General features: G+C 73.4%; 23 protein-coding genes. 10 read left to right on the forward strand and 13 right to left on the reverse strand.

Annotated elements, in window-relative coordinates:
* Positions 1–171: 171 nt before the first annotated feature.
* Positions 172–345: a CsbD family protein gene (locus AC07DA_RS34105; protein WP_479132099.1), complete on the reverse strand. Its 174-nt coding sequence runs from the start codon at positions 343–345 to the stop codon at positions 172–174.
* Between the two features lie 217 nt (positions 346–562).
* Between AC07DA_RS34105 and AC07DA_RS34110 the strand changes: the two genes are divergently transcribed.
* Entirely contained in the window at positions 563–1,621 is a 1,059-nt protein-coding gene (locus tag AC07DA_RS34110; RefSeq protein WP_479132100.1) for a methyltransferase domain-containing protein, read from the forward strand.
* Positions 1,622–1,889: 268 nt separating this feature from the next.
* A complete protein-coding gene (locus AC07DA_RS34115) occupies positions 1,890–2,321 on the forward strand; it encodes a hypothetical protein (RefSeq protein WP_479132101.1) in 432 nt (143 codons plus the stop codon).
* Positions 2,322–2,330: 9 nt separating this feature from the next.
* Here AC07DA_RS34115 and AC07DA_RS34120 read toward each other — a convergent pair whose 3' ends face one another.
* Entirely contained in the window at positions 2,331–4,004 is a 1,674-nt protein-coding gene (locus AC07DA_RS34120; RefSeq protein WP_479132102.1) for a hypothetical protein, read from the reverse strand.
* 738 nt (positions 4,005–4,742) lie between these two features.
* On the opposite strand from AC07DA_RS34120, the gene AC07DA_RS34125 reads away from it, so the two are divergent.
* Positions 4,743–5,570 (forward strand): SAM-dependent methyltransferase, encoded by an 828-nt coding sequence (locus tag AC07DA_RS34125; protein WP_479132104.1) that lies wholly within the window; start codon positions 4,743–4,745, stop codon positions 5,568–5,570.
* A 54-nt stretch (positions 5,571–5,624) separates the two neighbouring features.
* On the opposite strand, the gene AC07DA_RS34130 is transcribed toward AC07DA_RS34125, so the two are convergent.
* Both AC07DA_RS34130 and AC07DA_RS34135 read right to left on the reverse strand, forming a co-directional pair.
* On the reverse strand, positions 5,625–6,539 hold the full coding sequence (locus AC07DA_RS34130) for a helix-turn-helix domain-containing protein (protein ID WP_479132105.1): 915 nt from the start codon (positions 6,537–6,539) through the stop codon (positions 5,625–5,627).
* Between the two features lie 143 nt (positions 6,540–6,682).
* A complete protein-coding gene (locus AC07DA_RS34135) occupies positions 6,683–6,913 on the reverse strand; it encodes a DUF397 domain-containing protein (protein ID WP_311686249.1) in 231 nt (76 codons plus the stop codon).
* Positions 6,914–7,096: 183 nt separating this feature from the next.
* Between AC07DA_RS34135 and AC07DA_RS34140 the strand changes: the two genes are divergently transcribed.
* The 5 genes from AC07DA_RS34140 to AC07DA_RS34160 all read left to right on the forward strand — a co-directional run bounded on the left by AC07DA_RS34140 (position 7,097) and on the right by AC07DA_RS34160 (position 13,289).
* Entirely contained in the window at positions 7,097–7,693 is a 597-nt protein-coding gene (locus AC07DA_RS34140; RefSeq protein WP_479132106.1) for an ATP-binding protein, read from the forward strand.
* A 28-nt stretch (positions 7,694–7,721) separates the two neighbouring features.
* Complete coding sequence (locus tag AC07DA_RS34145; protein ID WP_479132107.1) at positions 7,722–8,267, forward strand: hypothetical protein; 546 nt, start codon at positions 7,722–7,724, stop codon at positions 8,265–8,267.
* A 234-nt stretch (positions 8,268–8,501) separates the two neighbouring features.
* Positions 8,502–11,132, forward strand: coding sequence for a SpoIIE family protein phosphatase (locus AC07DA_RS34150; RefSeq protein WP_479132108.1), 2,631 nt, complete (start codon positions 8,502–8,504; stop codon positions 11,130–11,132).
* Between the two features lie 145 nt (positions 11,133–11,277).
* On the forward strand, positions 11,278–12,642 hold the full coding sequence (locus AC07DA_RS34155) for an FAD-dependent oxidoreductase (protein WP_479132109.1): 1,365 nt from the start codon (positions 11,278–11,280) through the stop codon (positions 12,640–12,642).
* Between the two features lie 143 nt (positions 12,643–12,785).
* Positions 12,786–13,289 carry a lamin tail domain-containing protein gene (locus tag AC07DA_RS34160; RefSeq protein ID WP_479132110.1) on the forward strand — a complete coding sequence of 168 codons (504 nt, stop codon included), beginning with the start codon at positions 12,786–12,788 and terminating at the stop codon, positions 13,287–13,289.
* A gap of 21 nt (positions 13,290–13,310) precedes the next feature.
* Here the strand turns inward: AC07DA_RS34160 and AC07DA_RS34165 are convergent, their stop codons facing one another.
* Positions 13,311–13,913, reverse strand: a complete 603-nt coding sequence (locus AC07DA_RS34165; protein ID WP_479132111.1) for a TetR/AcrR family transcriptional regulator — start codon at positions 13,911–13,913, stop codon at positions 13,311–13,313.
* Positions 13,914–14,042: 129 nt separating this feature from the next.
* Here AC07DA_RS34165 and AC07DA_RS34170 point away from each other — a divergent pair, with 129 nt between their 5' ends.
* On the forward strand, positions 14,043–15,485 hold the full coding sequence (locus AC07DA_RS34170) for an FAD-dependent monooxygenase (protein WP_479132112.1): 1,443 nt from the start codon (positions 14,043–14,045) through the stop codon (positions 15,483–15,485).
* A gap of 2 nt (positions 15,486–15,487) precedes the next feature.
* Here AC07DA_RS34170 and AC07DA_RS34175 read toward each other — a convergent pair whose 3' ends face one another.
* From AC07DA_RS34175 to msrA, 8 genes are all read right to left on the reverse strand, one after another.
* Complete coding sequence (locus AC07DA_RS34175; protein ID WP_479132148.1) at positions 15,488–15,907, reverse strand: arsenate reductase ArsC; 420 nt, start codon at positions 15,905–15,907, stop codon at positions 15,488–15,490.
* 517 nt (positions 15,908–16,424) lie between these two features.
* A complete protein-coding gene (locus AC07DA_RS34180) occupies positions 16,425–16,988 on the reverse strand; it encodes an aromatic-ring hydroxylase C-terminal domain-containing protein (RefSeq protein WP_479132113.1) in 564 nt (187 codons plus the stop codon).
* Between the two features lie 11 nt (positions 16,989–16,999).
* A complete protein-coding gene (locus AC07DA_RS34185; protein WP_479132114.1) occupies positions 17,000–17,929 on the reverse strand; it encodes an FAD-dependent monooxygenase in 930 nt (309 codons plus the stop codon).
* Positions 17,930–18,014: 85 nt separating this feature from the next.
* Positions 18,015–18,389 (reverse strand): roadblock/LC7 domain-containing protein, encoded by a 375-nt coding sequence (locus tag AC07DA_RS34190; protein ID WP_479132115.1) that lies wholly within the window; start codon positions 18,387–18,389, stop codon positions 18,015–18,017.
* Between the two features lie 110 nt (positions 18,390–18,499).
* A complete protein-coding gene (locus AC07DA_RS34195; RefSeq protein ID WP_479132116.1) occupies positions 18,500–19,072 on the reverse strand; it encodes a roadblock/LC7 domain-containing protein in 573 nt (190 codons plus the stop codon).
* A gap of 38 nt (positions 19,073–19,110) precedes the next feature.
* Positions 19,111–20,046 carry a hypothetical protein gene (locus AC07DA_RS34200; RefSeq protein ID WP_479132117.1) on the reverse strand — a complete coding sequence of 312 codons (936 nt, stop codon included), beginning with the start codon at positions 20,044–20,046 and terminating at the stop codon, positions 19,111–19,113.
* Positions 20,043–20,447, reverse strand: a complete 405-nt coding sequence (locus tag AC07DA_RS34205; RefSeq protein WP_479132118.1) for a hypothetical protein — start codon at positions 20,445–20,447, stop codon at positions 20,043–20,045. The genes AC07DA_RS34200 and AC07DA_RS34205 overlap by 4 nt, the downstream gene beginning before the upstream one ends.
* Before the next feature lie 272 nt (positions 20,448–20,719).
* Entirely contained in the window at positions 20,720–21,235 is a 516-nt protein-coding gene (msrA, locus tag AC07DA_RS34210; RefSeq protein ID WP_479132119.1) for a peptide-methionine (S)-S-oxide reductase MsrA, read from the reverse strand.
* Between the two features lie 457 nt (positions 21,236–21,692).
* Between msrA and AC07DA_RS34215 the strand changes: the two genes are divergently transcribed.
* On the forward strand, positions 21,693–22,835 hold the full coding sequence (locus AC07DA_RS34215; RefSeq protein ID WP_479132120.1) for a hypothetical protein: 1,143 nt from the start codon (positions 21,693–21,695) through the stop codon (positions 22,833–22,835).
* Positions 22,836–22,915 lie beyond the last annotated feature (80 nt).

Here is a 22,915-nt window from a genome sequence, read left to right on the forward strand (position 1 = left end):
GCCCCCCCGCGCCGCGGGGGCTCCCGGCCGCGGGCGGGGGGGGGGGGCCCCGGGGGGGGGGGGGGGGGGGGGGGGGGGGCGCGCCCGGGGGGGGGCCCCCCCCGGGGGGGGGGGCCCCCCCCGCCGCGCTCTCATGTCCCGGCACGTGCTCACCACGTGCCGAGGACGTGCTCAGTGCTTGAAGACGTCCTTCGTCTTCTCCTTGGCCTGACGGGCGTCGCCCTTCGACTGCTGGGCGCGGCCCTCGGCCTCCATGCGCTCGTTGCCCACGGCACGGCCGACCGTCTCCTTGGCCTTGCCCTTGGCCTGCTCGGTCTTCGCCTTGGCCTTCTGCTCTCCAGCCACTTCTCGTTCACTCCCAGTCGTGTGCGACGTCGGGGTCACAGTCCGGGTGACCTTGAATGGGGAGGTCCAAACCTGCCGGGGCGACTACACTGCCGCCCCATGACGTACTTCTTCCACCTCCGCTAGGCACCGTCGGCGAAGCGAGGACCCCCCGTCGCCGACGACGCGGGGCAGCGGAGCGCTGCCCCGAGTGCCGACGTGGAAGAAGATCCCCACCATGCACACGCCCCTCGTGGCGCGCTGCCTCCGCGGCCTGGAGCCGCTGGTCGCCGCCGAGGTCGTCCGGTCCGGTCTCGGCGCGGTCACCGATCTGCGGCACCGCGAAGTCCATTTCCGCACGCACCGGTCCGCGCCACCGCTGCGCACCGCGGACGACGTGTTCCTGCTCGCCGCCCAGCGCCCCGACGTCGGAGCCGCCCGGCAGGCCCCGCTGGAGCTCGCCGCACTCGCCGACGCCACCGGCCTCGACGACCTGCTGCTCCTGCGGCGCGCGGCCACGGCACCCGCCTGCGTCGACGTCTCGGCCTCCTTCCTCGGCCGGCGCGCCTTCACCCGCTACGACGTGGAGGACACCGTGGGCGCGGCCCTGGCGAAGCGGCTCGGCGTCCCGTACCACTCGCGCCGCACGGGCACCGCTCCCCCGCCGGGCTCCTGCGGCTGGCGCGTCACCCTGGACGGCACGCGGGCCACCCTCATGCTGCGTGTCGACGACCGGCCGCTGCACCGCCGGCCCTACAAGCGGCACACCCTGCCGGGCACCCTCCACCCGCCGCTCGCCGCCGCCATGGCGGCGCTGGCCGGGATCCGCCCCGGGCAGGTGGTCCTGGACCCGTGCTGCGGTGCCGGAACCCTGCTGATCGAGGGGGCGTTCGCCCGGCCCGACGCCCGCTTCCTCGGCTTCGACCTGTCGGCGGAGGCGGTCGCGGCGGCCCGGGCCAACGCCGGTGCGCTGCCGGTGTCCGCCGGCCGCTGCGACGCCGGCCGGCTGCCGCTGCCCGACGGGGCCGCCGACCGCGTGCTGTGCAACCCGCCGTGGGGCGCCCAGGTCCCGGCCGGTGGCCTGCTGGCCGGCGCGCCCGGCCGCTGGTGGACGGAACTGCGGCGCGTCCTCTCCCCCGACGGCACGGCCGTCCTGCTGCTGCCCGGGCGCGACGACCTGGCCGCCGCGCTCCGGCACGGCTTCACGCCCGCGTACGCCCAGCGCCTGCGCCTGTCCGGGGCACAGCCGTTCCTCATGCGCCTGACCCCGGCGGACGCCCGCCGGCGCCGTCGCTGACCAACTCCGCCCCGGCCGCCCGCTCGTGGGAACCTTGCCCCGATCATGATCAGCGGAACGGAGCGAGGACACGCCATGACCATCAACCGGCCGGGGCTGCCCGGGGACCTGCCACCGGCCCGGGTGCTGTGGGCGCGCTGGGCACTCATCGCCGCGCTGGAGGCCACCACCGGGGACGAGCGGAAGGCTCACCACCGCACGGGCACCTGGGCCGACGGCGGCGGGCTGCACCTGGTGGAGCCTCGTACCCCGGGGCGAGGGGCGGTGGGTGCTCTACGGCGAGGACGAGTCGAGCGGCTGCAAGTGGCACCACCCCCCGGTCGACCTGCTCGCCGGAGCCCCTTCCTGGCTGCCGCACGAGGAGTTGGGGGACCTGCTCGGCGGTGCGGAACTGGGCTGCGTCTACTGGTACGAGAACGGGTCCTGGGCCCGGGCCCCGTATCCGGACACCCTGGACGACGACGGCCTCGACTGCGGGATGAGCCGTTTCACCGACCGCACGGACGTGCTGCGCACGGTGGCCGACGAGGCGCACGGCGCCACGTCGGCCGCCGACGCGGAGGCCTTGCTGGCCCACGCCGAGAACTACCGGCTGACGCCCGGGTTGCTGCTGTCCCTCACCCGGGGCCCGCACGGGCGGCGGCGGGACCGGCCGGCCATGACCAGGGCGCTGGAGCACGCGGGCCTGGACCGGCCGTGACCGGCGAGGTCAGTGGCAGCATCCGTCACCGGCCGGCGTGACCTCCAGCCGGCAGAAGCAGGACGCCCGGACCGGCACGTCGGCCAGGGCGGTCGCCGTCTTGAGCTGGTGCGCCACGAGCGCCGCCTCCCCCGTCTTGCCGTTGCGCAGCAGGCACTCGTGGAAACCGTGCAGCGCCCACACGTTGTTGGGGTGCTGCAGGGGGCGGGGCAGGGTGTCGTCGAGGCCGAGGTCGGCGCGGTAGACGGCCTCGGCCTCCGCCACCCGGCCCTGTTCCAGCAGCAGGGCGCCGTAGGCGTGGCGGGTGGGCTGCATCCAGCCCCAGGGTTCGTCGTAGGGCAGGTTGTCGTCGAGTTCGATGGAGCGTTCCAGGGCGGCGAAGGCCAGGTGGTGGTTGCCTTTGCGGTATTCCAGTTCCCCGTCGAGCATGGCCGCGGCGATGGCGAGGATGTCGTGGCAGGTGTTGTTGAACAGCATCCGGGTCCCGGGCACGCGCCCCACGGCCTCGTGGAACAGGGCACGTTCGGCCTCCGCCCGGTCGACCTCGCCGGTGGCCGAGAGGGCCACGCCCCGGGCGTAGTGGCGCATGGCGGTGGTCACCGCGTAGAGCTCCGGGTCGGCGGGGGCGGGCAGGCGCAGGATGTCGGCCCAGCGGCCGAAGCGGATCAGGACGTGGACGCGCATGGCCAGGAAGGCCTCCAGCCAGTCGGCCATCGGGGGGCTCTGCACGCGCAGCAGGTCCTCCGGGACGGCGGCCTCCAGCTGGGCGGCGGTGTCGAGGGCGACCTGGGCCTGACCGAGGAACATCGCGCCGTAGATCTTGAAGTGGTAGTTGTGCGCCCGGTAGAGGGTGTAGAAGTTCATCGCGCCGGAGCGGCGGTGGTACTTCTCGTCGGCGGCGATCGCCGCGGAGTTGGCCGCGACGACCTGGCGGTAGTCGCCGCACAGCACGTCCAGGTGCGAGGGCATGTGGAGGAGGTGTCCCGCGTCGGGCACGATGCCGCGCAGCCGGTCGGCGACGGTGAGGGCCCGCTCCGGGGCCGGGGACATCTCCATGAGGTGGATGTACAGGTGCAGCACGCCGGGGTGCCGTGCGCCGGCCTCGGTGGCCAGGGCGCCTTCCAGCACGTCCCGGGCCTCGGGGGTGCGGGCGCCCGCGGCCGGCTGCCCGGTGCTGAGGTCCCACAGCTGCCACGGGGTGAGGTTCATCGCGGCGTCGGCGTGGAGGGTGGCGACGTCCGGGTCGTCGGGTGCCAGCGCGTAGACCGCGCGCATGGCGTCCGCGTAGGGCTCGTTCCACACGGAGCAGTCCTCCACGGCCTCCGGCTGCGGGTAGCGGGCCCGCAGGGCGCCGATCAGGGCCTGCTCGACCGGGGTGGCGCCGCGGGCCTTGTCGTGGGCCCGCTCCACGGCGGCGTGCGTGCGCTCGACCGTCCGCGCCAGTTCCTCGCCGTCGAAGAATTCCCAGGGCTTGTTGTAGTTCGGGCCGAGGGCGTAGGCGATGCCCCAGTACGCCATCGCGCAGTCGGGATCGGCCTCGGCCGCCTTCTCGAAACAGGCGACGGCTTCCTCGTGGTGGAAGGCGTACGTCCACACCAGACCCCGGTCGAACCAGAGTTGGGCCTCGGCGGACGTGGTGGTGACGGGACGGCTGTGGGAACCGAGGTCGTAATAGTCGCCCATGGGTTTCTCCTGGGAGTGCGGCCGGGGCCGCGAGAATAGCGGTTGCGCACCCAGTGCGGGCTTTCGTCCGGTTTTCGTCATTCCAGGTTAGAGGCTCGGGCGGTGGGCCCGGAGGTGCCGGGCGTGATTTCTTCGCGTCCCGGTCAGGCAAGGGCCAGCGGCCGCGGGCCAGGGTCCTGATCATGCCGTTGGCCCAGCGGAGCCCCCGGAGGGTCCGCGGACGGCAGTCGCCGCGCAGGAGGAGCAGCCCGGTTTCGGGGTGCGCCCGTCTTGCGAGGGAACTCGTGGCCGTGCGGCCGCGCCGCCAGGTCCCGCCAGGTCCCTGCCGGGTCGTTCACCGCTGCCGCCGGCGGGGCGGACCGGCAGGGTGACACGCGCCGCGGCGGTCTTGACCGGGGACTGCTCGGACACCGGGGCCCGGCCGGTGACGGTGGTCCCGCCGGCGGCGCGGCCCGGCCGGCGTCGGGCGGGCGACGGCCGGCCGGCGCGTTCCCGTGGTCGGAGGGGGTCCCGCCTCCCGGAGGGAACGGCGGTCCCGCCCGGGGCACCCACACGGCGGCCGATCACTCAGAGTGCGCGAACCATGACACATGGGTCTCACCGGACGGCCCGTGCCGATCATCTTGTCGTTCGATCGTGGGCAGCTTCACCGACGGGCTGGCACCGCCCAACTCCCGCTCCCTAGGATGTACTTCCTGTCCAGCCAGTCCGTTGGCGCGGCACCTTGCAGGGGGAACGATGCACTCCGAGAAGCAGCTGTCCACCGAGATCGACGCGAACGTGCCGACGGCAGCACGCATGTACGACTACTACCTGGGCGGCAAGGACAACTACGCGGCCGACCGCGCCGCGTGCGAGGAACTCGACAAGGTCGTCCCGAGCACGCGCCGTCTGGCCCTGAACAACCGCCGCTTCCTGCAGCGGGTCGTGCGGACCCTCTCCGAGGAGTACGGCATCCGCCAGTACCTGGACCACGGCTCCGGCCTGCCGACGCAGGACAACGTGCACCAGGTCGCCCAGCGCATCGACCCCACCACCCACGTCGTGTACGTCGACAACGACCCGATGGTGCTGGTGCACGGCCGCGCGCTGCTGGAGCAGGACGAGCGCACCACGGTGATCCACGCGGACATGCGCGAGACCGACCTGATCTTCGACCACCCCGACACCCAGCGGCTGATCGACTTCTCCGAGCCGGTGTGCGTGCTGTTCAACTCGGTCTTCCACTGCATCCCGGACAGCGACACCGACGGACCGCTCGCGGTGGCCCGGCGCGTGCGGGAACGGCTCGCACCCGGCAGCTTCATGGTGATGTGCCAGCTGGTCAGCGAGGACCCCGAGGTGCGCGAGTTCGTCACCAACTTCATGGACCAGGCGACGCAGGGCCACTGGGGCCGCGTCCGTGAGCCGAAGGACGTCGAGACGTACTTCGAGGGCCTGGAGATCCTGGAGCCGGGACTGGTGGAGGTGTCCACCTGGCGCCCGGACACGGAGGTGGCTCCGCGTCAGCTCACCCACGAGTGGATCGAATTCGGCGGTGTGGGCCGCCTGCCCCTGGAGAAGTGAGACGGCGGGTGCCGCTCGCGGGAGGACGCGCCTCCCGCGAGCGGCACCCGGGCGTCACGTGTAGCGCTGCTCCATCGTCTGCCGCAGCAGCTCCATGGACTCACGGGGCTTGAGCGCCTCGTCCGCGAGCCGGTCCAGCGCGATCCGGTACTCCTCCGTCTCGTCGCGGTCCTCCAGGAAGTTGGCACTGCGGATGTGCTCCAGGTAGACCACGTCGGGCAGGTCGAGGCCGCCGAAGCGCAGATAGGTCACCGGGATCGCGGGGGCCGAGGCGTTCGTGACGCTCAACGGCACGATCTGCACCGTCACGTTGGGGCGCTGGGCCATCTCGACGAGGTGTGCGAGCTGCTCGCGCATGACCTCCGGGCTGCCCAGGACCCGCAGCAGCACGGACTCGTCGATGATCGCCCACAGCTGCGGGGCCTCGACCCGCGTCAGCAACCGCGCCCGGCGCATGCGCAGTTCGACACGCCGCTCCACCTCGCCCGCCGGGGCGTTGGGCAGGCCCCGCTCGACGACGGCCCTGGTGTAGGCCGGCGTCTGCAGCAGCCCGGGCACGTACTGGATCTCGAAGGTGCGGATGGTGGCCGCGGCCTCCTGGAGTCCGACCAGCCGGTCGAACCACTCGGGCATCAGCCGCTTGTCGTAGCGCTGCCACCAGCCCGGCTCGCCCGCGCGCTGCAGCAGCTTGAGCAGCACCGAGGCCTCGTAGTCGTCGGTGCCGTACAACTGCAGCAGCGCACGGACGTCGCTCTCGGTCGGCGGGCGGCGGCCCTTGCCGGACTCGATGCGGGACAGTTTCGCGGCACTGAACCCGACAGCGCGCGCCGCCTGGTCCTGGGCGAGCCCGGCGTCCTCGCGGAAGCCCGCCAGCTGCACACCGACCAGCATCTTCAGCAAGGTCGGTGCCGGCTCGGGCCTGTCCAGGTAAGGTTCCAGACGGGAGATACGATGCGACGCGGCGGACATCTCGACTCCCAGCAGACCGGCACAAGGGCGATTTACACTATCGCACCCGGCCGGGCCTCTGCGCATCTCACCGCAAGAGCCCCGGTTAAATAGGGAGTTGGGTTCCGCTTCACCGCACCGGGACCCTCCGGCACGAGGCGGTCTCACACCAGGTGGTCGAACTCCCCGTCCTTCGCGCCGGCCAGGAACGCCGCGACCTCCGCGGCCGTGTAGACGAGCGCCGGTCCGTCGGGATCACGGGAGTTGCGCATCGCGATGCCCCCGTCCACGAGAGGGGCGACTTCGACGCAGTTGCCCTCGGCGTTGCTGTGCCGGCTCTTGATCCAGCAGGCGTCCAGCGAACTTGCCTGCACTCCGTTCCGCACTGGTGGCACCGCAGTCTCCTTGCTCTCCGGTCGGACACGTCGTCGGACACGTCCCGGCTTGCGTACCCGCGACGGCTTGAATCTCACGCAATTTCTCGTGCAATTGCACGCGAGCGCCGTCAGCGTGGATAATAGCCCCGGCGTCAACCCCCTTGCTGACGCCCCGTCCTGACGTCGCATCGGGGAGATGCCGTGTCATCACCTGCGCAGCACGTGCTCCGGCCGCCGAGTCAGGCCCCGGCGCACGCGGGCGCACCCGGGGCACTCGACGGCTTCCCGGCCGGTCCCGGTCCGCGCGAAGTACCGCCCTACCGTGTGCCGCCCTCGCTGCCGACGGCGGCTCCCCCGCCGCCGGGGACGGAGCCCGGCCCCGGGTCACCGTCCCCCTCGGTCGCGCTGCACGTCGAGTGCAGCCGGGAAGGGTTCGCCCGGGTCCGCTCCTTCACGCGCCACACCCTGCGCGGCTGGTCGCTCGACCACCGCTGCGACGACACCACGCTCGTCATCACGGAGCTCGCCGCCAACGCCGCCACGCACGCGGCGCACGCGGCACCGGGTGCGCCGCGGATCCGGCTGGGATTCCGCCTGGACCCGGCCCATCTGCTGGTCACCGTCTCCGACCCCGACGACCGCCCGCCCGTGTACGCGCCCGGCGCCGGTTCCGCCCTGCAGGAGCACGGCCGGGGCCTGTGCATCGTCGACGCCCTGTCCGAGGAGTGGGGCTGGACCCCCAGCCCGCCGGCGGGCAAGACGGTCTGGGCGAGGTTGTCGACCTGTCCACCCATCTGACACGACTGCCGCGGAAAGGCCTCACGCCATGCGCAGCGCTTCGACGGAACACCCGGGCAGCGAGCGCCCCCAGCGCCCCGACGTCCCGACCGGACTGGCCCGCAAAGCACCGCTCACGGCACTCGACCGCGTGCCGTGGGGCGACATCCAGGACTCCACCGGTTCGGCGGCGGCCATTCCCGTGCTGCTCAGCGGCATCGCCTGGGGCGACGCCGAAACCGCCCGCTCCGCCCTCGACGACCTGCGGAAACGGATCTGCCAGTTCGGTTTCGTCGTCGAGCAGGCGACCGCGGCCACGGTGCCCTTCCTGTGGGAGCTGGCGAAGCTGCCGCAGGTGACCGTCCGCGCCCAGATCATCCGGCTGCTCAAGAACATCGCCGACGCCCGGCAGTGGGAGACCACGGCCGCCGTCTACCCCAAGCTGCTGAACCACCGGGAGAACCCGGTGGTGTGGGAGCGCGCCGCGCGTCAGGCGGTGCGGGCCCGCAGCGGCGAGCTCGGCGGGCTCCTGGCGGACGAGGACACGGAGATCGCGCGGGCCACGACCGAGCTGGCCCGCTCGCTGGGGGCCTGAGCCCGGCGCACGGTACCGCGGTGGCCCGGCGCCCGCGGCGTTCCGGAGACGTGACGAAACGGTGAGGGCCCCCTGCCACCATGGGTGACGCCCCTCGCCTCCCGGAGCCCGGCAGTGTAGACATGGCACATGGTCCGACTCTTGGGTCGATCCGGGACTCGATCGCCCCTGCGGCCCGGCTCCGCGCCGTCCGCACGGCGGCGGGGGGAGACGGGTCCGTCACGGTGGCATCCGATGGCGGGGCTGCGGTCGGTGCTGGGCGGGCGCAGCGTCGCCGGGCAGGTGTTCCTGCTGGTCGTGGTGATCGTGCTGCTGCTGGTCGTGGCGGCCGTGGTGGCGCTCGTGCTGCAGGTGCGGCACGACACGACCCAGGAGGCCCGCAACCGCTCGCTGGCCGTCGCGGAGGCCTTCGCCAACGCGCCGGGCACGGTCGAGGCGCTGCGGGGCCCCGATCCCACGGCCGTGCTCCAGCCGCGCGCCGAGGCCACCCGGGAGCGGTCGCAGGTCGACTTCGTCGTCGTCATGAACACCGACGGGATCCGCTACACCCACCCGAAGACCGACCGCATCGGCAAGCAGTTCGTCGGCACGATCGCGCCGGCGCTGGCCGGGGAGGCGGTCACCGAGGAGATCGAGGGCACCATCGGGCCCCTCGTCCAGGCCGTGGTGCCGGTGAGGGACCACGGCGGACGGGTCGTGGGACTGGTGTCCGCGGGCATCACGACCAAGAACGTGGGCGGGACGGCCGACCGCCAGCTGCCGCTCGTGCTGTCGGCCGCCGCGGTGGCGCTCGCGCTGGCGACGGCCGGTGCCGCGCTGGTGAGCCGGCGGCTGCTGCGCCAGACCCACGGGCTCGGGCCGCACGAGATGACCCGGATGTACGAACACCACGACGCCGTGCTGCACGCCGTCCGGGAGGGCGTGCTCATCGTCGACGACAAGGGCACCCTCGTCCTCGCCAACGACGAGGCACACCGGCTGCTCGGGCTGCCCGACGACGCCGAGGGCCGGCCCGTGCTCGGCCTGGGCCTCGACCCGGGCACCGCCGACCTGCTCGCCTCGGGCCGCGTCGCCACCGACGAGGTGCACCTGGTCGGTGACCGGCTCCTCGCCGTGAACCAGCGGACCACCGACCGGGCCGGCGTCCCGCCCGGCAGCGTCGCCACGCTGCGCGACTCCACCGAGCTGCGGGCCCTGTCCGGCCGGGCCGAGACGGCACGTGAACGGCTCAACATGCTGTACGACGCCGGGGTGGGCATCGGCACGAGCCTGGACGTCACCCGGACGGCCGAGGAGCTGACCGAGCTGGTCGTGCCCCGGTTCGCCGACTTCGCCACCGTGGACCTGTTCGACGCGGTGCTGGGCGGCGGGCAGCCGGACGCCGCGGCCACCCTCAGCCGCACCGCGCTCACCGGCATCCGCAAGGACGCACCCCTCTATCCCGTCGGCGAGCGGATCCGGTTCGTGGAGTCCTCGCCCCAGGGGCGCAGCCTCGCCACCGGCCGGCCCGTCCTGGAGCCCCGGCTGGGCGAGGCGCCCGGCTGGCAGGCCCAGGACCTGGAGCGCTCGGCGCAGATCGTGGAGTACGGCATCCACTCCCTGATCACCGTGCCGCTGCGGGCCGGCGCACTGGTGCTGGGCGTGGTCAGCTTCTGGCGCTACGAGAAGCCCCAGCCCTTCGACGAGGACGAGCTGGCCCTGGCCGAGGAACTGGTCGCGCGGGCCGCCGTCTCCATCGACAACGCGCGCCGCTACACGCGCGAGCACAGCATGGCGGTGACCCTGCAGCGCAGCCTGCTCCCCCGCAACCTGCCCGAGCAGGACGCGCTGGACATCGCCTACCGTTATCTGCCCGCCCAGGCCGGGGTGGGCGGCGACTGGTTCGACGTGCTGCCGCTGTCCGGGGCCCGGGTCGCGCTCGTGGTCGGGGACGTGGTCGGGCACGGACTGCACGCGGCGGCCACCATGGGACGGCTGCGCACCGCCGTGCACAACTTCTCCTCCCTCGATCTGCCGCCGGACGAACTCATCGCCCTGCTGGACGAGTTGGTCGGCCGGATCGACCAGGACGAGACGGAGGAGGACGGCAGCGCCCCGGTCACCGGCGCGACCTGCCTGTACGCCGTGTACGACCCGGTCACGCGGCGGTGCACCGTCGCCCGGGCCGGGCATCCGCCGCCGGCCCTGGTGCACCCGGACGGCAGCGTCGAGTTCCCCGACGTGCCGGCCGGTCCCCCGCTCGGGCTCGGCGGGCTGCCGTTCGAGACGGCGGAGCTGGAGCTGGCCGAGGGCAGCCGGCTCGTGCTCTACACCGACGGGCTGGTGGAGGACCGGGAGCGGGACATCGACGTCGGCCTGGAGATGCTGCGCGAGGCCCTGGGGCGGGCCGGCGAGTCGCCGGAGGACACCTGCCGGATCGTGCTCGACGCACGGCTCACGGCCCGCTCCAGCGACGACATCGCCCTGATCGTCGCCCGGACGCGGGCGCTCGCCGCGGACCACGTGGCCGAATGGCCGGTGCCGGCCGACCCGGCGGCCGTGGGCGAGGTGCGGGCGGCGGTGAGCCGGCAGCTGGCCGCGTGGGGCCTGGAGGAGCTGACGTTCACCACCGAGCTGATCCTGAGCGAGCTGGTCACCAACGCGCTCCGGTACGGCGGCGGGCCGATCCGGGTCCGGGTGCTGCGCGACCGCAACCTGATCTGCGAGGTGTTCGACAGCAGCAGCACCTCGCCGCACCTGCGGTACGCGACCACGACGGACGAGGGCGGGCGCGGGCTGTTCCTCGTCGCCCAGCTCGCCGAGCGGTGGGGGACGCGCTATCTGCCCGCCGGCAAGGTCATCTGGGCCGAGCAGCCCCTGCCGTGATCCGGCCCGGGCCATAAGCCGGACCGAGGACCACTCATAAAGTAGCCTTATGGGCTCATAGACCAGACCCGCGTACCGGGTAAGGCTTGCCTTAGTTTAGGCTTCCCGTCGAGATCGCTTGTCGCCGCTCGAAGGGAACCTGACCATGCCCCGCCCCCTGCGGGTAGCCATCGTCGGATCCGGCCCCGCCGGGATCTACGCCGCCGACGCCCTGCTGAAGTCCGAGGTGGCCGCCGGACCCGGCGTGTCCATCGACATCTTCGAGCGCATGCCGGCGCCGTTCGGACTGATCCGTTACGGCGTCGCCCCCGACCACCCGCGGATCAAGGGCATCATCACGGCCCTGCACCAGGTACTCGACAAGCCCCAGATCCGGCTGTTCGGCAACGTGGACTACGGCTCCGACATCGGCCTGGACGACCTGCGCGCGTTCTACGACGGCGTGATCTTCGCCACCGGCGCGATGGCGGACCGGTCGATGTCCATCCCCGGCATCGACCTCGACGGCTCGTACGGCGCCGCGGACTTCGTCTCCTGGTACGACGGCCACCCGGACGTGCCGCGCACCTGGCCGCTGGAGGCCGAGAAGGTCGCCGTGCTCGGCGTCGGCAACGTGGCGCTCGACATCGCCCGGGTCCTGGCCAAGACGGCGGACGAGCTGCTGCCGACGGAGATCCCGCCGAACGTCTACGAGGGACTGAAGGCCAACCGGGCCAAGGAGATCCACGTGTTCGGCCGCCGGGGCCCGGCCCAGGCGAAGTTCAGCCCGATGGAACTGCGGGAGCTGGACCACTCGCCGAACATCGAGGTCATCGTCGACCCCGAGGACATCGACTACGACGAGGGTTCGATCGCCACCCGGCGCGGCAACAAGCAGGCCGACATGGTCGCCAAGACCCTGGAGAACTGGGCGATCCGCGACGCCGGCGACCGTCCGCACAAGCTCTTCCTGCACTTCTTCGAGTCGCCGGTGGAGATCCTCGGCGAGGACGGCAAGGTCGTCGGCCTGCGCACCGAGCGCACGGAGCTCGACGGCACGGGCAACGTCAAGGGCACCGGCACCTTCAAGACCTGGGACGTCGGCGCGGTGTACCGCGCCGTCGGCTACCTGTCCGACAAGCTCCCCAAGCTGCCCTGGGACATCGACTCCGGCACCGTCCCGGACCAGGGCGGCCGGGTCATGCAGGAGTCCGGCGAGCACCTGCAGTCGACGTACGTGACCGGCTGGATCCGGCGCGGCCCCGTCGGCCTGATCGGACACACCAAGGGCGACGCCAACGAGACCGTGGCCAACCTGCTGGACGACTACGCGAACGACCGGCTGCACACACCCGCCACCCCCGCCCCCGAGGCGGTGGACGCGTTCCTCGCCGAGCGGAACATCCGCTTCACCACCTGGGACGGCTGGTACAGGCTGGACGCGGCGGAGAAGGCGCTGGGCGAGCCCGAGGGCCGCGAGCGCGTGAAGATCGTCGAGCGTGAGGACATGCTGCGCGCCAGCGGCGCCTGACTCCCGCACACCCGCGAGGCGGATTCGGTGACGAGGTCACCGGATCCGCCCCTTCTGCGTGTTTGAAGCCTGTACGATCCGGATGCTTCACCGAACCGTCACACCGCCTTCATCAGAGGGCCACGCAGGGGGGACGAACGTCCATGCGCATACGCCTTGTCACCACCACCGCCGCCGCGGCCGTCGCGGCCGGAGCGCTCACCGCGCTGACCGCGGTTCCGGCGCAGGCCGCCGAGTACGACTCGGCCCTGAAGATCCGCGGCATCCAGTACGACGCTCCCGGCAGGGACTCCAACCGGTGCTCGGGCGGGAACACCAAGGAGGAGTACCTGACCATCAAGAACTACACCCGGTCCACGACGGTCAACCTCAAGGGGTACGTCGTGAAGGACGCCGCGGGGAACAAGTTCACCTTCACCGCGAACCACACGCTCCAGCCGGGCGACTACGTGAAGCTGCGCGGCGGGAACGGGTCCGACTCCGACGCCGGCAACGTCGTCTACCGCGACAACTGCAACTTCATGTGGAACAACGACAAGGACACGATCTACGTGTACAAGCCGTCCGGCGCCCCCGCCGACGTGCACTCGTACACCAGGAGCGGCTCCGACAAGGACGGCAACGGGTACATCACGTACCACGGCTGAGCCCGGCCGGCCGGGGCCCGCTCAGGGGCTCGGCGCCGTGAGATAGCGCTGCAGCGTCGGGGCCAGCCAGGCGACGATCTCCTCGCGGGCCAGCCCGACGGCGGGCGGGAACCTCAGAACGTAGCGCGTGAGCGCCAGCCCGAGGAGCTGCGCGGCGCACAGTCCGGCCCGCACGGCGGCCTGCTCGGGGTCGGGGCAGACCGCGCGGGCCACCGGGACCAGCTGGTCCCGGAAGACCGACTGCATCCGTTCGGCCCCGGCACTGCCGGCCACTCCGACCCGCAGCAGCGCCGTCAGCACCTCGTTCTCCTCCCACATGGCGAGGAAGTGCGTCACGAGCGCCTGCCCCGCGTCCTCGCGGGGCAGTGCGGCGAGGTCCGGCAGCGACAGGTCGACGGAGACCGCCGCGGCGAACAGGCCCTCCTTGTTGCCGTAGTAGCGCATGACCATGGCGGGATCGATGCGCGCGTCCCTGGCGATCGCGCGGATGGTGGCCCGGTCGTAGCCGTCGGTCGCGAAGCGCTCCCGGGCGGCCGTGAGGATGGCGCTGCGGGTGTCCTCCGAGCGGCGGCGGGTGCCGCCGGGCCCGGGTTCCGCGCTCCTCCTGCTGTGGCTGGCGTTCATGCCGGCCAGCCTAGGCCAACACGTGTTGGCCAACAACTGTTGACCCCGCGGGCCGTGCGGCCTACGTTGGTCAACGAGCGTTGGTCAACGGTCGTTGGCCAACAGGTGTTGGTGACAGGAGGTCATGTCATGCGGACCCAGCCCTCCGTGATCGTGGTCGGTGCCGGCCCCGTCGGCCTTCTCCTGGCCGGCGACCTTGCCGCCGCCGGAGTTCCCGTCACGCTCCTGGAGAAGCGCCCCGACCGGATCAGCAACCTCTCCCGGGCCTTCGTCCTGCACGCCCGCACGCTGGAGCAGCTCGACGCCCGGGGGCTCGCGGACGAACTGGAGTCCGCCGGGCGCCCCTTGGGCAGTCTCCGCCTCTTCGGCCGCCTCGACATCGACCTGGGCTCACTCCCCTCCCGCTTCGACCACCTGCTCGTCATCCCGCAGTACGAGGTCGAGCGGGTCCTCCACCGGCGCGCCGCCGAAGCCGGGGTGGACTTCCACCACGAGACCGAACTGACCGGTCTGACCCAGGACGCGGACGGTGTGACAGTGCGGGCCCGCACGGCCGGCGGGCGGGCGCGGAGCCTGCGGGCCGCCTACGCGGTCGGCACCGACGGCATGCGCAGCGCCGTGCGGGAGGCGGTCGGAGTGCCCTTCCCCGGGCGCTCCGTCATCCGCTCCGTCGTGCTGGCGGACGTCCGGCTGGCGCAGGAGCCGGAGAACCTGCTGACGGCCGACGCCGTCGGCGACGCCTTCGCCTTCCTCGCGCCGTTCGGGGACGGCTACCACCGGGTCATCGCCTGGCACCGCGCCCGTGACGTCCCCGACAGCGAGCCCCTCGGCCTCGACGAGATCAGGGAGGTCACGCGGCTCGCCCTCGGCCGGGACTTCGGCATGCACGACCCGCGGTGGATGTCCCGCTTCCACAGCGACGAACGCCAGGCACCCGCCTACCGCGTGGGCCGTGTCTTCCTCGCCGGGGACGCCGCGCACGTCCACACCCCGGCCGGCGGCCAGGGCATGAACACCGGTCTGCAGGACGCGGCCAACCTCAGCTGGAAGCTGGCCGCGGTCGTCCGGGGCCACGCGGACCCGGCCCTCCTCGACAGCTACCAGTCCGAACGCCACCCGGTGGGCCGGGCCGTGCTGCGCAGCAGCGGCGGCATCGTCCGCCTCGCGATGGCGAACTCCCCCTGGACGCTGGCGCTGCGGGCCGCGGTCACCGGCTTCCTGAACTCGGTCGGCCCGGCACGGCGCAAGGTGATCGGCGAGATCACCGGCCTCGGCTACCGGTATCCGGCGCCCCGCGGAGCCCACCGCCTCACCGGCACGCGCGTCCCGGACGTCGCCCTGGAGGGCGGCCGTCTGTACGAGGCCCTGCGCGGCGGCCGGTTCGTGCTGATCACTCCCGGGGCCTACCGGGACGGTGGCGGCCGCGAGGACCGGCTGGCCGTGGAGCGCTGGCGGAGCGACCGGGGCACGACGGTCCTCGTCCGCCCCGACGGATACGCGGCCTGGGCGGCGGACACGGCGGACACCGCCGCGATCGGGGAGGCGCTCGCCGCGCACGTGGGGACCGGCTGAGGTCACACCTTCCGCTGGGCGTCGATCTCCGCCATCAGCGCCTCCACCCCGGTGCGGATCTCGTCGCGGATCGGGCGGACGGCCTCGACGCCCCTGCCGGCCGGGTCGTCCAGGTCCCAGTCGAGGTACTTCTTGCCGGGGAAGACGGGGCAGACGTCGCCGCAGCCCATGGTGATGACGTGGTCGGACGCCTGGACGGCCTCGGTGGTGAGGAGCTTGGGCGCGGCTCCGGAGAGGTCGATCCCGACTTCCCTCATGGCCTCGGCCGCGGCCGGGTTCACCCGGTCCCCGGGGACGGAGCCGGCGGAGCGGACCTCGATCCGGTCGCCCGCGAGGTGGGCGAGGAATCCAGCGGCCATCTGCGAGCGGCCGGCGTTGTGGACGCAGACGAACAGCACGGAGGCGAGCGGGTCGGAGGACACCGGTTCTTCCTTCGCATGCGGCCCGGGAAGGGCGGGCCGGGCTGGTGTGAGCTGATCTGCTGCCCGGGAGCGGTGCCCGGTCAGACGGTGGTCGCCCGGGCGGCGGGCGCCGTCGTCGACAACCGGCCCATCGCGGCCAGTACGGACGGCTCCACCCGGACGGCTCCACCCGGTAGTACACCCAGGTGCCGCGCCGCTCGGGGCGGTTGGCTGGGAGACCCCGACGTCGGAGATGTCGCACACGCACGCCTCACCGCCCTCGTGCGAGGCCACCGCGGAGAACAGGCGCAGCCGCACCGGATCGCCCAGCGCCTTGAACATGCGCGCGGCCGTCTCGGCCTCCTCGGCGGTGATCGGGCGCTCGTTCAGCGGCGGGCAGCAGGGCGCCGCGGTCCCGTCGGCGGGGTCGAGCAGCGGCAGCGGCTTGGCGGCGTTCGACATGCGGGCCCTACTCCCTGACGCGTGGCGGGAGGATGCGTGACCGGTCGTCCGAGGGGCCGGCGCGGAACTGTCCGCCCTAGGCGCCCGGCAGCCAGCGCGCGAGGTAGGCGCGTAGGCCCGTCAGGTCGGTGCCGCCCGCCACGTAGCCCACGTGTCCGTCGGGCCGTACGAGGGCGTGGGCGACGCCCGCCCACGGGCTGTCCGTGCCGAGGTGGTGCACGTGTACCTGTTCCCGCCCGAACGACGGGTTCGACCAGAGACGGGACGGGCCGGTGAGCAGGAGGTGGTAGCCGGGTGCGGCGGTGCGCCTGTGCAGGCCGCGCGGGACGTCCGGAAGCCGGTCGCCCGCGCGCGGGCCGCCCTCCGGCCGGTCGGGGCCGGTGGTGGAGGCGGGGCTCCGGCGGTGGTGGATGCCGAGTTCGGACACCGTGCGGAACAGGCGTGCCCGCAGGCCGGTCGCGCGCAGGACCAGGGGCGCGGCGCGCGGGGCCAGGTGCCTGCGGGCCAGCCGCAGGACCGGGTGACCGCTCGTACCGGCGGTGAACGCCCGGTCGGTGAGGCGCCGTACGGCCCGCCCCACCGGGGCGCGCTCCGCCTCGTACGTCGCCAGCAGTTCGTCCGGCGCCGCGCCCCGGCACACGTGGGCGAGTTTCAGCCCAGGTTGAGCGCGTCCTGGATGCCGGTGTTCATGCCCTGTCCCCCGGCCGGGCTGTGGATGTGCGCCGCGTCGCCCGCGAGGAAGAACCGGCCCCTGCGGTACTGGGCGGCGCCACGGTTGTGCAGGCGGAAGGATGTCGCCCAGACCGGGTCGCGCAGGGTCAGCCGGCCGGTGGTCCAGTCGTCGGCGACGCGCTGGAGGAGTCCGAGGGTGACCTCTTCGGCCGGCGTCCCCGGCGGCCGCATGGCGATCAGCCGCCAGGTGGCGGGGGTGCCGAGCGGAAAGAAGAACAGCAGGCCGTCGGCGGTCATGAAGGTGTGCGCGGAGCCCGGCTCCAGGCCGTCGGCCTCCAGGTCGGCCAGCAGGAACGTCTGCGGGTAGGCGTGGCCCTCGAAGGCGATGCCCGCCCGGGCGCGCACGGTGCTGTGGGCGCCGTCGCAGCCCACGACATAACGGGCCCGTACGGTCTCCTCGCCCCCGTGCGGGCGTCGCAGCCGGCAGGTGACGTACCCGCCCGCCGGTCGCGCGCCGACCAGTTCGGTGCCCCGCTCCACCGTGACGTCCCGCTCGGCCAGACGGGCCGTCAGCACCGCCTCGGTCTGCGACTGCGGGAGGAACAGCAGGAAGGGGTACGGCGTGTCGTCGCACCCGACATCGAACACCGGGACGTGCAGCACCCGCCCGGGCAGATGGAGACGGAGCCGGACCGTCGGATTGCCCCGGTCGACGAGGTCGTCGGCGACACCGTGGGCGGCCAGCATCTCCAGGGTCCGCGGCTGGACGGCCGGGGCGCGCGACTCCCGCACGCGGTCAGGGGAGCGGTCGACGATCCGGAACGAGGTGTCGTACGCGCGCAGTTGGGTCGCGAGGGCGAGTCCGGTCGGGCCCGCGCCCACGACCAGCACGTCCAGGGGTGCCGTCATGGCACTCACCGTAGACGCGGCACTCCGGTGTGCCGGGGCCCTCCGCCGCGTGTCCGTGGCGGAGGGCCCGTCCCGTGCCGCCGGTTCAGACCTCCAGGTCGGCTTCGATCCTGCGCAGCTGGTGGCGTGCCATCGCGAGGTTGGCCCGGCTCCCGTCGAGCACGAGGTAGAGGAACAGCCCGCTGCCCCCGCGTCCCTTCAGCAGGCGGATGAGGTGGTACTGGGTGTTCAGGGTGATGAGGATGTCCTCGATCTCCTCCTTCAGGCCCAGGTGTTCCATGGTGCGCAGCTTGGACCGGACGACGTCGGTGTTGCCCGCGGCGGCGACCTCCAGGTTGAAGTCCTTGCCACCGCCGAGGGTGCCGAGGGCCATGCCGCTCGTGTAGTCCACGAGGGCGGCGGCCGTGGCTCCGTCGATGGAGGCCAGGCATTCCTTCAGTGCGGTCTCCGTGTTGGCCATGGGATCGGTTCCTTTCCTTGGGTCTTGCCTCGGTCGGTCGGAGGTGCGGAGCGGCTCCGCGGTTCAGGCGCGAGCCGTTCCGGTGCCGGGTGGTTCAGGTGCCGGGTGGTTCAGGTGCCGGGCTGGGGGCGCGGCTGGTGGGCGGGGCGCTGCGGGGTGCGTACCGGCAGCGTCCCGATGGGGCGGACGGCGGTGGCCGGGGGTGCCGCGGTGTGGTGTTCCCCGGTGCCGGGCGCGGGGGCGGACGGCGGCGCCGGCGCGGAACCGGGTGCGGGCGTCGGTCGGTCGGCGTGGCGGCCGGTGCCCGGGCCGACGCGCGCGGCGACGAGGTCGGCGATCCGGGCCCCGCTGCGCCGGCCCTCCAGATGGAGGCGGCCGACGTTGACCCGGTCCTCGGCGAGCAGGGTGAGGACGGCGGTGGCGCCGGCCGCGTACGTGGCGACGTACCCTCCCGAGCCGCGCACCAGCAGTTCGCGGAAGTCGCCGCGGGCGGCGGCGTCGGTCATGCGGTGGGCCACGCCGAGGGCCGCGGCGGTGAGCGCGGCGAGTCCCTCCGGCTCGGTCCCGGGCACGTCGTGGGCGAGGACGAGTCCGTCGACGGTGGCCGCGAGCGCGCCGGTCAGCCGGGGTACGCGGGTGCGCAGCCCGCGCAGTTCGTCCAGGACGTCGGTCTCGACGGCCATGAGCAGTCTCCTTTCGGCACGCTGTCGTCGCGCGCGCATCACAGTGCCTCCAAGGCGTGCAGGAGCCGTCGCAGCAGAGCGGTGTCGGGCTCGTCCGGCCAGGCCGGACGCGGGGCGGGCCCCGGCGCGTCGGACGCGGCCGACGCGTCGGCGGAGGCTCCGGATCCCACCCGTGCCGCCTCGGGAGCGCCGGAATCCGCGAGGGCTGCGGGAGAGCTGGGGTCTGCGGGAGCCGTGGGGGCTGGGGCTGCTGGGGCTGCTGGGGCTGCTGGGGCTGCGGCGGCCGTGCGGGCCGGGGCCGCCGGGACGACCATCCCGGCGGCGGCCAGGCGGCGGAGCTCGACCAGGGTGTGGAAGGTGCGGCAGGCGAGGGCCGTGGCGATCTGGGCGGCGGTGCGGACGCCGTCCACCTGGGCGAGGATCCGGCCGCGGCGGGCGGGCAGGTCCCCGGACCCGGCACCGGGCACCCGGGCGAGTGGTGCCAGGTCCACGGCGCGTTCGGGCCATATGCGGTGCAGCAGTTCGCGGCGGCGCCGGGACTCGCGCAGGACGGTGTCCACCGGTACGGAGCGCACGGCGCCGAGCCAGTGTGCGACTCCGGGGCGGAAGCGCAGCGCCGGCCCGTCGTGGGCGAGGACGAAGTAGGCCGCGTCGAAGAGGGCGCCGAGGTGGCACAACTCCAGTGCCCCGGCGGCGAGATGGCCGCTGTCCACGAGCTGCCGCGCCACTCGGCAGCGCCGGCCCGCCCGGTCGATCGCCTCCCACCAGCCGTCCGGGGCGAGTGCCCCGCTGTGGGTGAGCAGGTCGCCCAGGGCGGGTGTGAGGGCGGACTCGACGTGGACGACGTGCCCGGCGGCCAGGTAGACGATGCCGGCCTCGGTGGACAGGGCGCCGCTCGCGCCCTGCTCGGCCAGGGCGGCGAGTCGGGCCGAGGCCGGTTCGTCGGTGCGGGAGGTGAGGATCTTCGTGATCATCCCAGCACCAGTCTGTCCGCCATCTCGGCCAGCCGTATGCGGGCCAGGGCCAGGTTGCCGTCCGCGCGGTCGAGCCATAAGTGCAGGAACACCGTGCTGTCGAAGGTCGTGGTGACGAATCTCAGCAGGTGGTACGAGTCGGTGTTGGTGAGGATCAAGTCCTGCACGGGTGGCTCCTTGCCGACGGCGCCGTCGGCGTCGCCGACCGGCGGGGCGAGCACGCCGCTCTCCGTGGCGAGCCGGGCGAGTTCGGCCGTCTCCGCCGCCGTCGCCTCCGGGTCGCCGCCCGGGGCGTCGCCCACCGCGCCCAGGGCGAGACCGCTGATCCAGTCGACCACCGACGCCCCTCGGGCGCCGGGCAGCCGCATGGCCTCCAGCAGACTTTCGTCGATTCCGGGCACGCCGAATCCCCTCCCCCTGCACGGCCGTTCCCGCGAACGTGAGCACGACATTACGGTGGGTGCTCGGCCCAGGTGAACGCTTTGGCATTTTCCAAAGGAATGTGCAGGGAAGCGGGCGGGGGGTGAGCGCGGCCGAACGGAAGCGGGCAGGATACGTCGCTCGCCGACGCGGCCGCAGGGCTGCCGGTGATGTGGGTGCGGGCGCGCGGCGCACGCAAAACGCGGCCGGGAAGAAAGGACCCTTCCCGGCCGCGCTCGTGAGGTCTCGCGGTTCAGGCCTCCGCGCGCTTGGGCAGACGCCAGTTGGGGCGCGGGAAATGGCAGGTGTAGCCGTCCGGGTAGCGCTGGAGGTAGTCCTGGTGCTCCGGCTCGGCCTCCCAGAACGCACCGGCCGGCACGACCTCGGTGACCACGGGACCCGGCCACAGCCCGGACGCCTCGACGTCGGCGATGGTGTCCTGCGCGACACGCCGCTGCTCTTCGTCCAGGTAGAAGATGGCGGAGCGGTAGCTGAGCCCGATGTCGTTGCCCTGCCGGTTCCTGGTGGTGGGGTCGTGGATCTGGAAGAAGTACTCCAGGATCGTGCGGTAGTCGGTGGCCGTGGGGTCGAAGACGATCTCGATCGACTCCGCGTGGCGTCCGTGGTCGCGGTAGGTGGGGTTGGGCTTGTCGTCGTCACCGCTGTAACCCACTCGGGTACGCACCACCCCGGGCAGTGACCGGATCAGCTCCTGCATCCCCCAGAAGCAGCCACCCGCCAGCAGCGCCCTCTCCTCGACGTCGCTCATGGCGCTTCCCCTTTCTGTCTGCGTCGATCCACGCGCGTCCAGCCTCGCACATCGGCCGGGAAACCCGGATCGCGCGTCACCTTTCGCCTGGGGGAAGCGGCCGTACCGCACCCCGTCGAGGCAGGAGTCGTGAGCCCCTGAGGGCGCGGCGAGCAGGACCCGCCCCGATGCGGATGGTGGGCGGGCCCTGCTCGTGCGGACCATTGTCGGGACCGCGTACCGGCCGGGCCACGAGTGGGACCCACCGATGTGGGCGCGGCGCGCACACCCCGCGCGCGTGGCGCACACCCCGTACGCCTCCGCCCGCCGCGGGGCGCCGCCGGGTACCGCACCGCGCCTCGTCCGGGACACATGCCGCGGCGCAGCCGGGGTAGGGGCTGCGTGACCCCGGGTCCTACCCACCTGCCTGCGGCGACGATACTGGCAGGCGCCCGTGCCCTCACTCACAGATGGACTCATGCCGACATCCGACACCGCCCGCCCCATGACCCCCGCCACGGTGTGGCTGGCGCGCGGCCGCCATGCCCCGGGCGCCGCGGAAGACGTTCTCCGGCGCTCGCTGCAGCGGCGCAAGGACGACGGGGACATCGACGACTTCCTCGAGCTGCCCGAGGCCGCGGCCGGCCCGGCCGAGCGGGTCTTCGAGGCCCGCTGGCGGGCCGGCGGCGACGTGACGGTGCGCGCCCGGCTGAGCGTGACGGCCGGGGCCGGGGACCGGCGGGAGTGGCTGCTGGTGGCCGAGGCCGAGGAGCCGTGGAGCGACCACTGGCCGTCCCCCGCCGCGCTGTTCTGGCCGGCCGAGCCGGACACCGCCTGGGACGAGGACGCCACCGCCCGCCTGTCCCTCGGGGAGATCAACCCGCTCCCCCGGGACGACAAGGAGGTCCGCCGCCTGCTCAGGAGCGCGGTGCGGGGCGGATGGCACATCCACGTGGTCGTCCACGAGGCGATGACCACCGACGAGCGCGGCCGGGTGCCGCTGGCCCGCTGGCTGCCGCCGGGGCTGCGCCACCGGGTGGTGGAGCACCGGGCCGCCCCGCAGCAGCTGCGGGGCCTGAACTGGGCGCTGCGGGACTCGGGCGCGGAGGTGCCGCGCGGCGGTGCCGTGGTGCTGCCCGGCATCCCGGCGCCGGAGGGCTACGACGCCCGGGACTTCTCCGTGCGGGCGGTCTTCCTCGACGGCTCGGAGCCGTCCGACCTGGTGGACGCGGTCAGGCGGTTCGCCGCGCTGCCCAGGCCCCTGCCCGACGGCGCCGAGCAGGCCCTGGCGGCGCTGCGGGAGGACTGGCACCTGCTGACGCTCCGGGAGGAGCTGGACCGGCAGCGCGGTCTGGTGGCCATGTACGCCGAGGCGCTGGAGGCCATGACGAAGTCGCGCGACCTGTACCGGGAGGCGGCCGAACGCGCTCACGAGGCGCTGGCGGCCTACCAGGAGACTGCGGCGGCCGCTCCCCCGCGCGAGCGGCCGTCCGACGCGCCCGCCGCGTCCCCGCTCCACCAGATCACACGGACGTTCGAGCGCTTCAAGGCGATCCTGCCCGCGGCGCCGTCCCGGGACGGCGCGAGCACCGACGCCCGGCACGTGGGTTCGGAGCGGTAGCGCCTCGGGCGGGAGCGCACGTGTCAGGCGTGGTCTGGTGGATACGCGGTCCCTACGGCACTACGGCCCGCCCGGGAAGG

This window comes from Streptomyces sp. NPDC044921 (assembly GCF_056432865.1).

What these genes read in the sequence shown, in the direction of transcription:
- AC07DA_RS34110 (WP_479132100.1), top strand. Translation starts at nt 563, where the DNA reads ATGCACACGCCCCTCGTGGCGCGCTGCCTCCGCGGCCTGGAGCCGCTG.
- AC07DA_RS34120 (WP_479132102.1), bottom strand. Translation starts at nt 4,004, where the DNA reads ATGGGCGACTATTACGACCTCGGTTCCCACAGCCGTCCCGTCACCACC.
- AC07DA_RS34125 (WP_479132104.1), top strand. Translation starts at nt 4,743, where the DNA reads ATGCACTCCGAGAAGCAGCTGTCCACCGAGATCGACGCGAACGTGCCG.
- AC07DA_RS34130 (WP_479132105.1), bottom strand. Translation starts at nt 6,539, where the DNA reads ATGTCCGCCGCGTCGCATCGTATCTCCCGTCTGGAACCTTACCTGGAC.
- AC07DA_RS34145 (WP_479132107.1), top strand. Translation starts at nt 7,722, where the DNA reads ATGCGCAGCGCTTCGACGGAACACCCGGGCAGCGAGCGCCCCCAGCGC.
- AC07DA_RS34150 (WP_479132108.1), top strand. Translation starts at nt 8,502, where the DNA reads ATGGCGGGGCTGCGGTCGGTGCTGGGCGGGCGCAGCGTCGCCGGGCAG.
- AC07DA_RS34155 (WP_479132109.1), top strand. Translation starts at nt 11,278, where the DNA reads ATGCCCCGCCCCCTGCGGGTAGCCATCGTCGGATCCGGCCCCGCCGGG.
- AC07DA_RS34160 (WP_479132110.1), top strand. Translation starts at nt 12,786, where the DNA reads ATGCGCATACGCCTTGTCACCACCACCGCCGCCGCGGCCGTCGCGGCC.
- AC07DA_RS34165 (WP_479132111.1), bottom strand. Translation starts at nt 13,913, where the DNA reads ATGAACGCCAGCCACAGCAGGAGGAGCGCGGAACCCGGGCCCGGCGGC.
- AC07DA_RS34170 (WP_479132112.1), top strand. Translation starts at nt 14,043, where the DNA reads ATGCGGACCCAGCCCTCCGTGATCGTGGTCGGTGCCGGCCCCGTCGGC.
- AC07DA_RS34185 (WP_479132114.1), bottom strand. Translation starts at nt 17,929, where the DNA reads ATGACGGCACCCCTGGACGTGCTGGTCGTGGGCGCGGGCCCGACCGGA.
- AC07DA_RS34190 (WP_479132115.1), bottom strand. Translation starts at nt 18,389, where the DNA reads ATGGCCAACACGGAGACCGCACTGAAGGAATGCCTGGCCTCCATCGAC.
- AC07DA_RS34195 (WP_479132116.1), bottom strand. Translation starts at nt 19,072, where the DNA reads ATGGCCGTCGAGACCGACGTCCTGGACGAACTGCGCGGGCTGCGCACC.
- AC07DA_RS34200 (WP_479132117.1), bottom strand. Translation starts at nt 20,046, where the DNA reads ATGATCACGAAGATCCTCACCTCCCGCACCGACGAACCGGCCTCGGCC.
- msrA (WP_479132119.1), bottom strand. Translation starts at nt 21,235, where the DNA reads ATGAGCGACGTCGAGGAGAGGGCGCTGCTGGCGGGTGGCTGCTTCTGG.
- AC07DA_RS34215 (WP_479132120.1), top strand. Translation starts at nt 21,693, where the DNA reads ATGCCGACATCCGACACCGCCCGCCCCATGACCCCCGCCACGGTGTGG.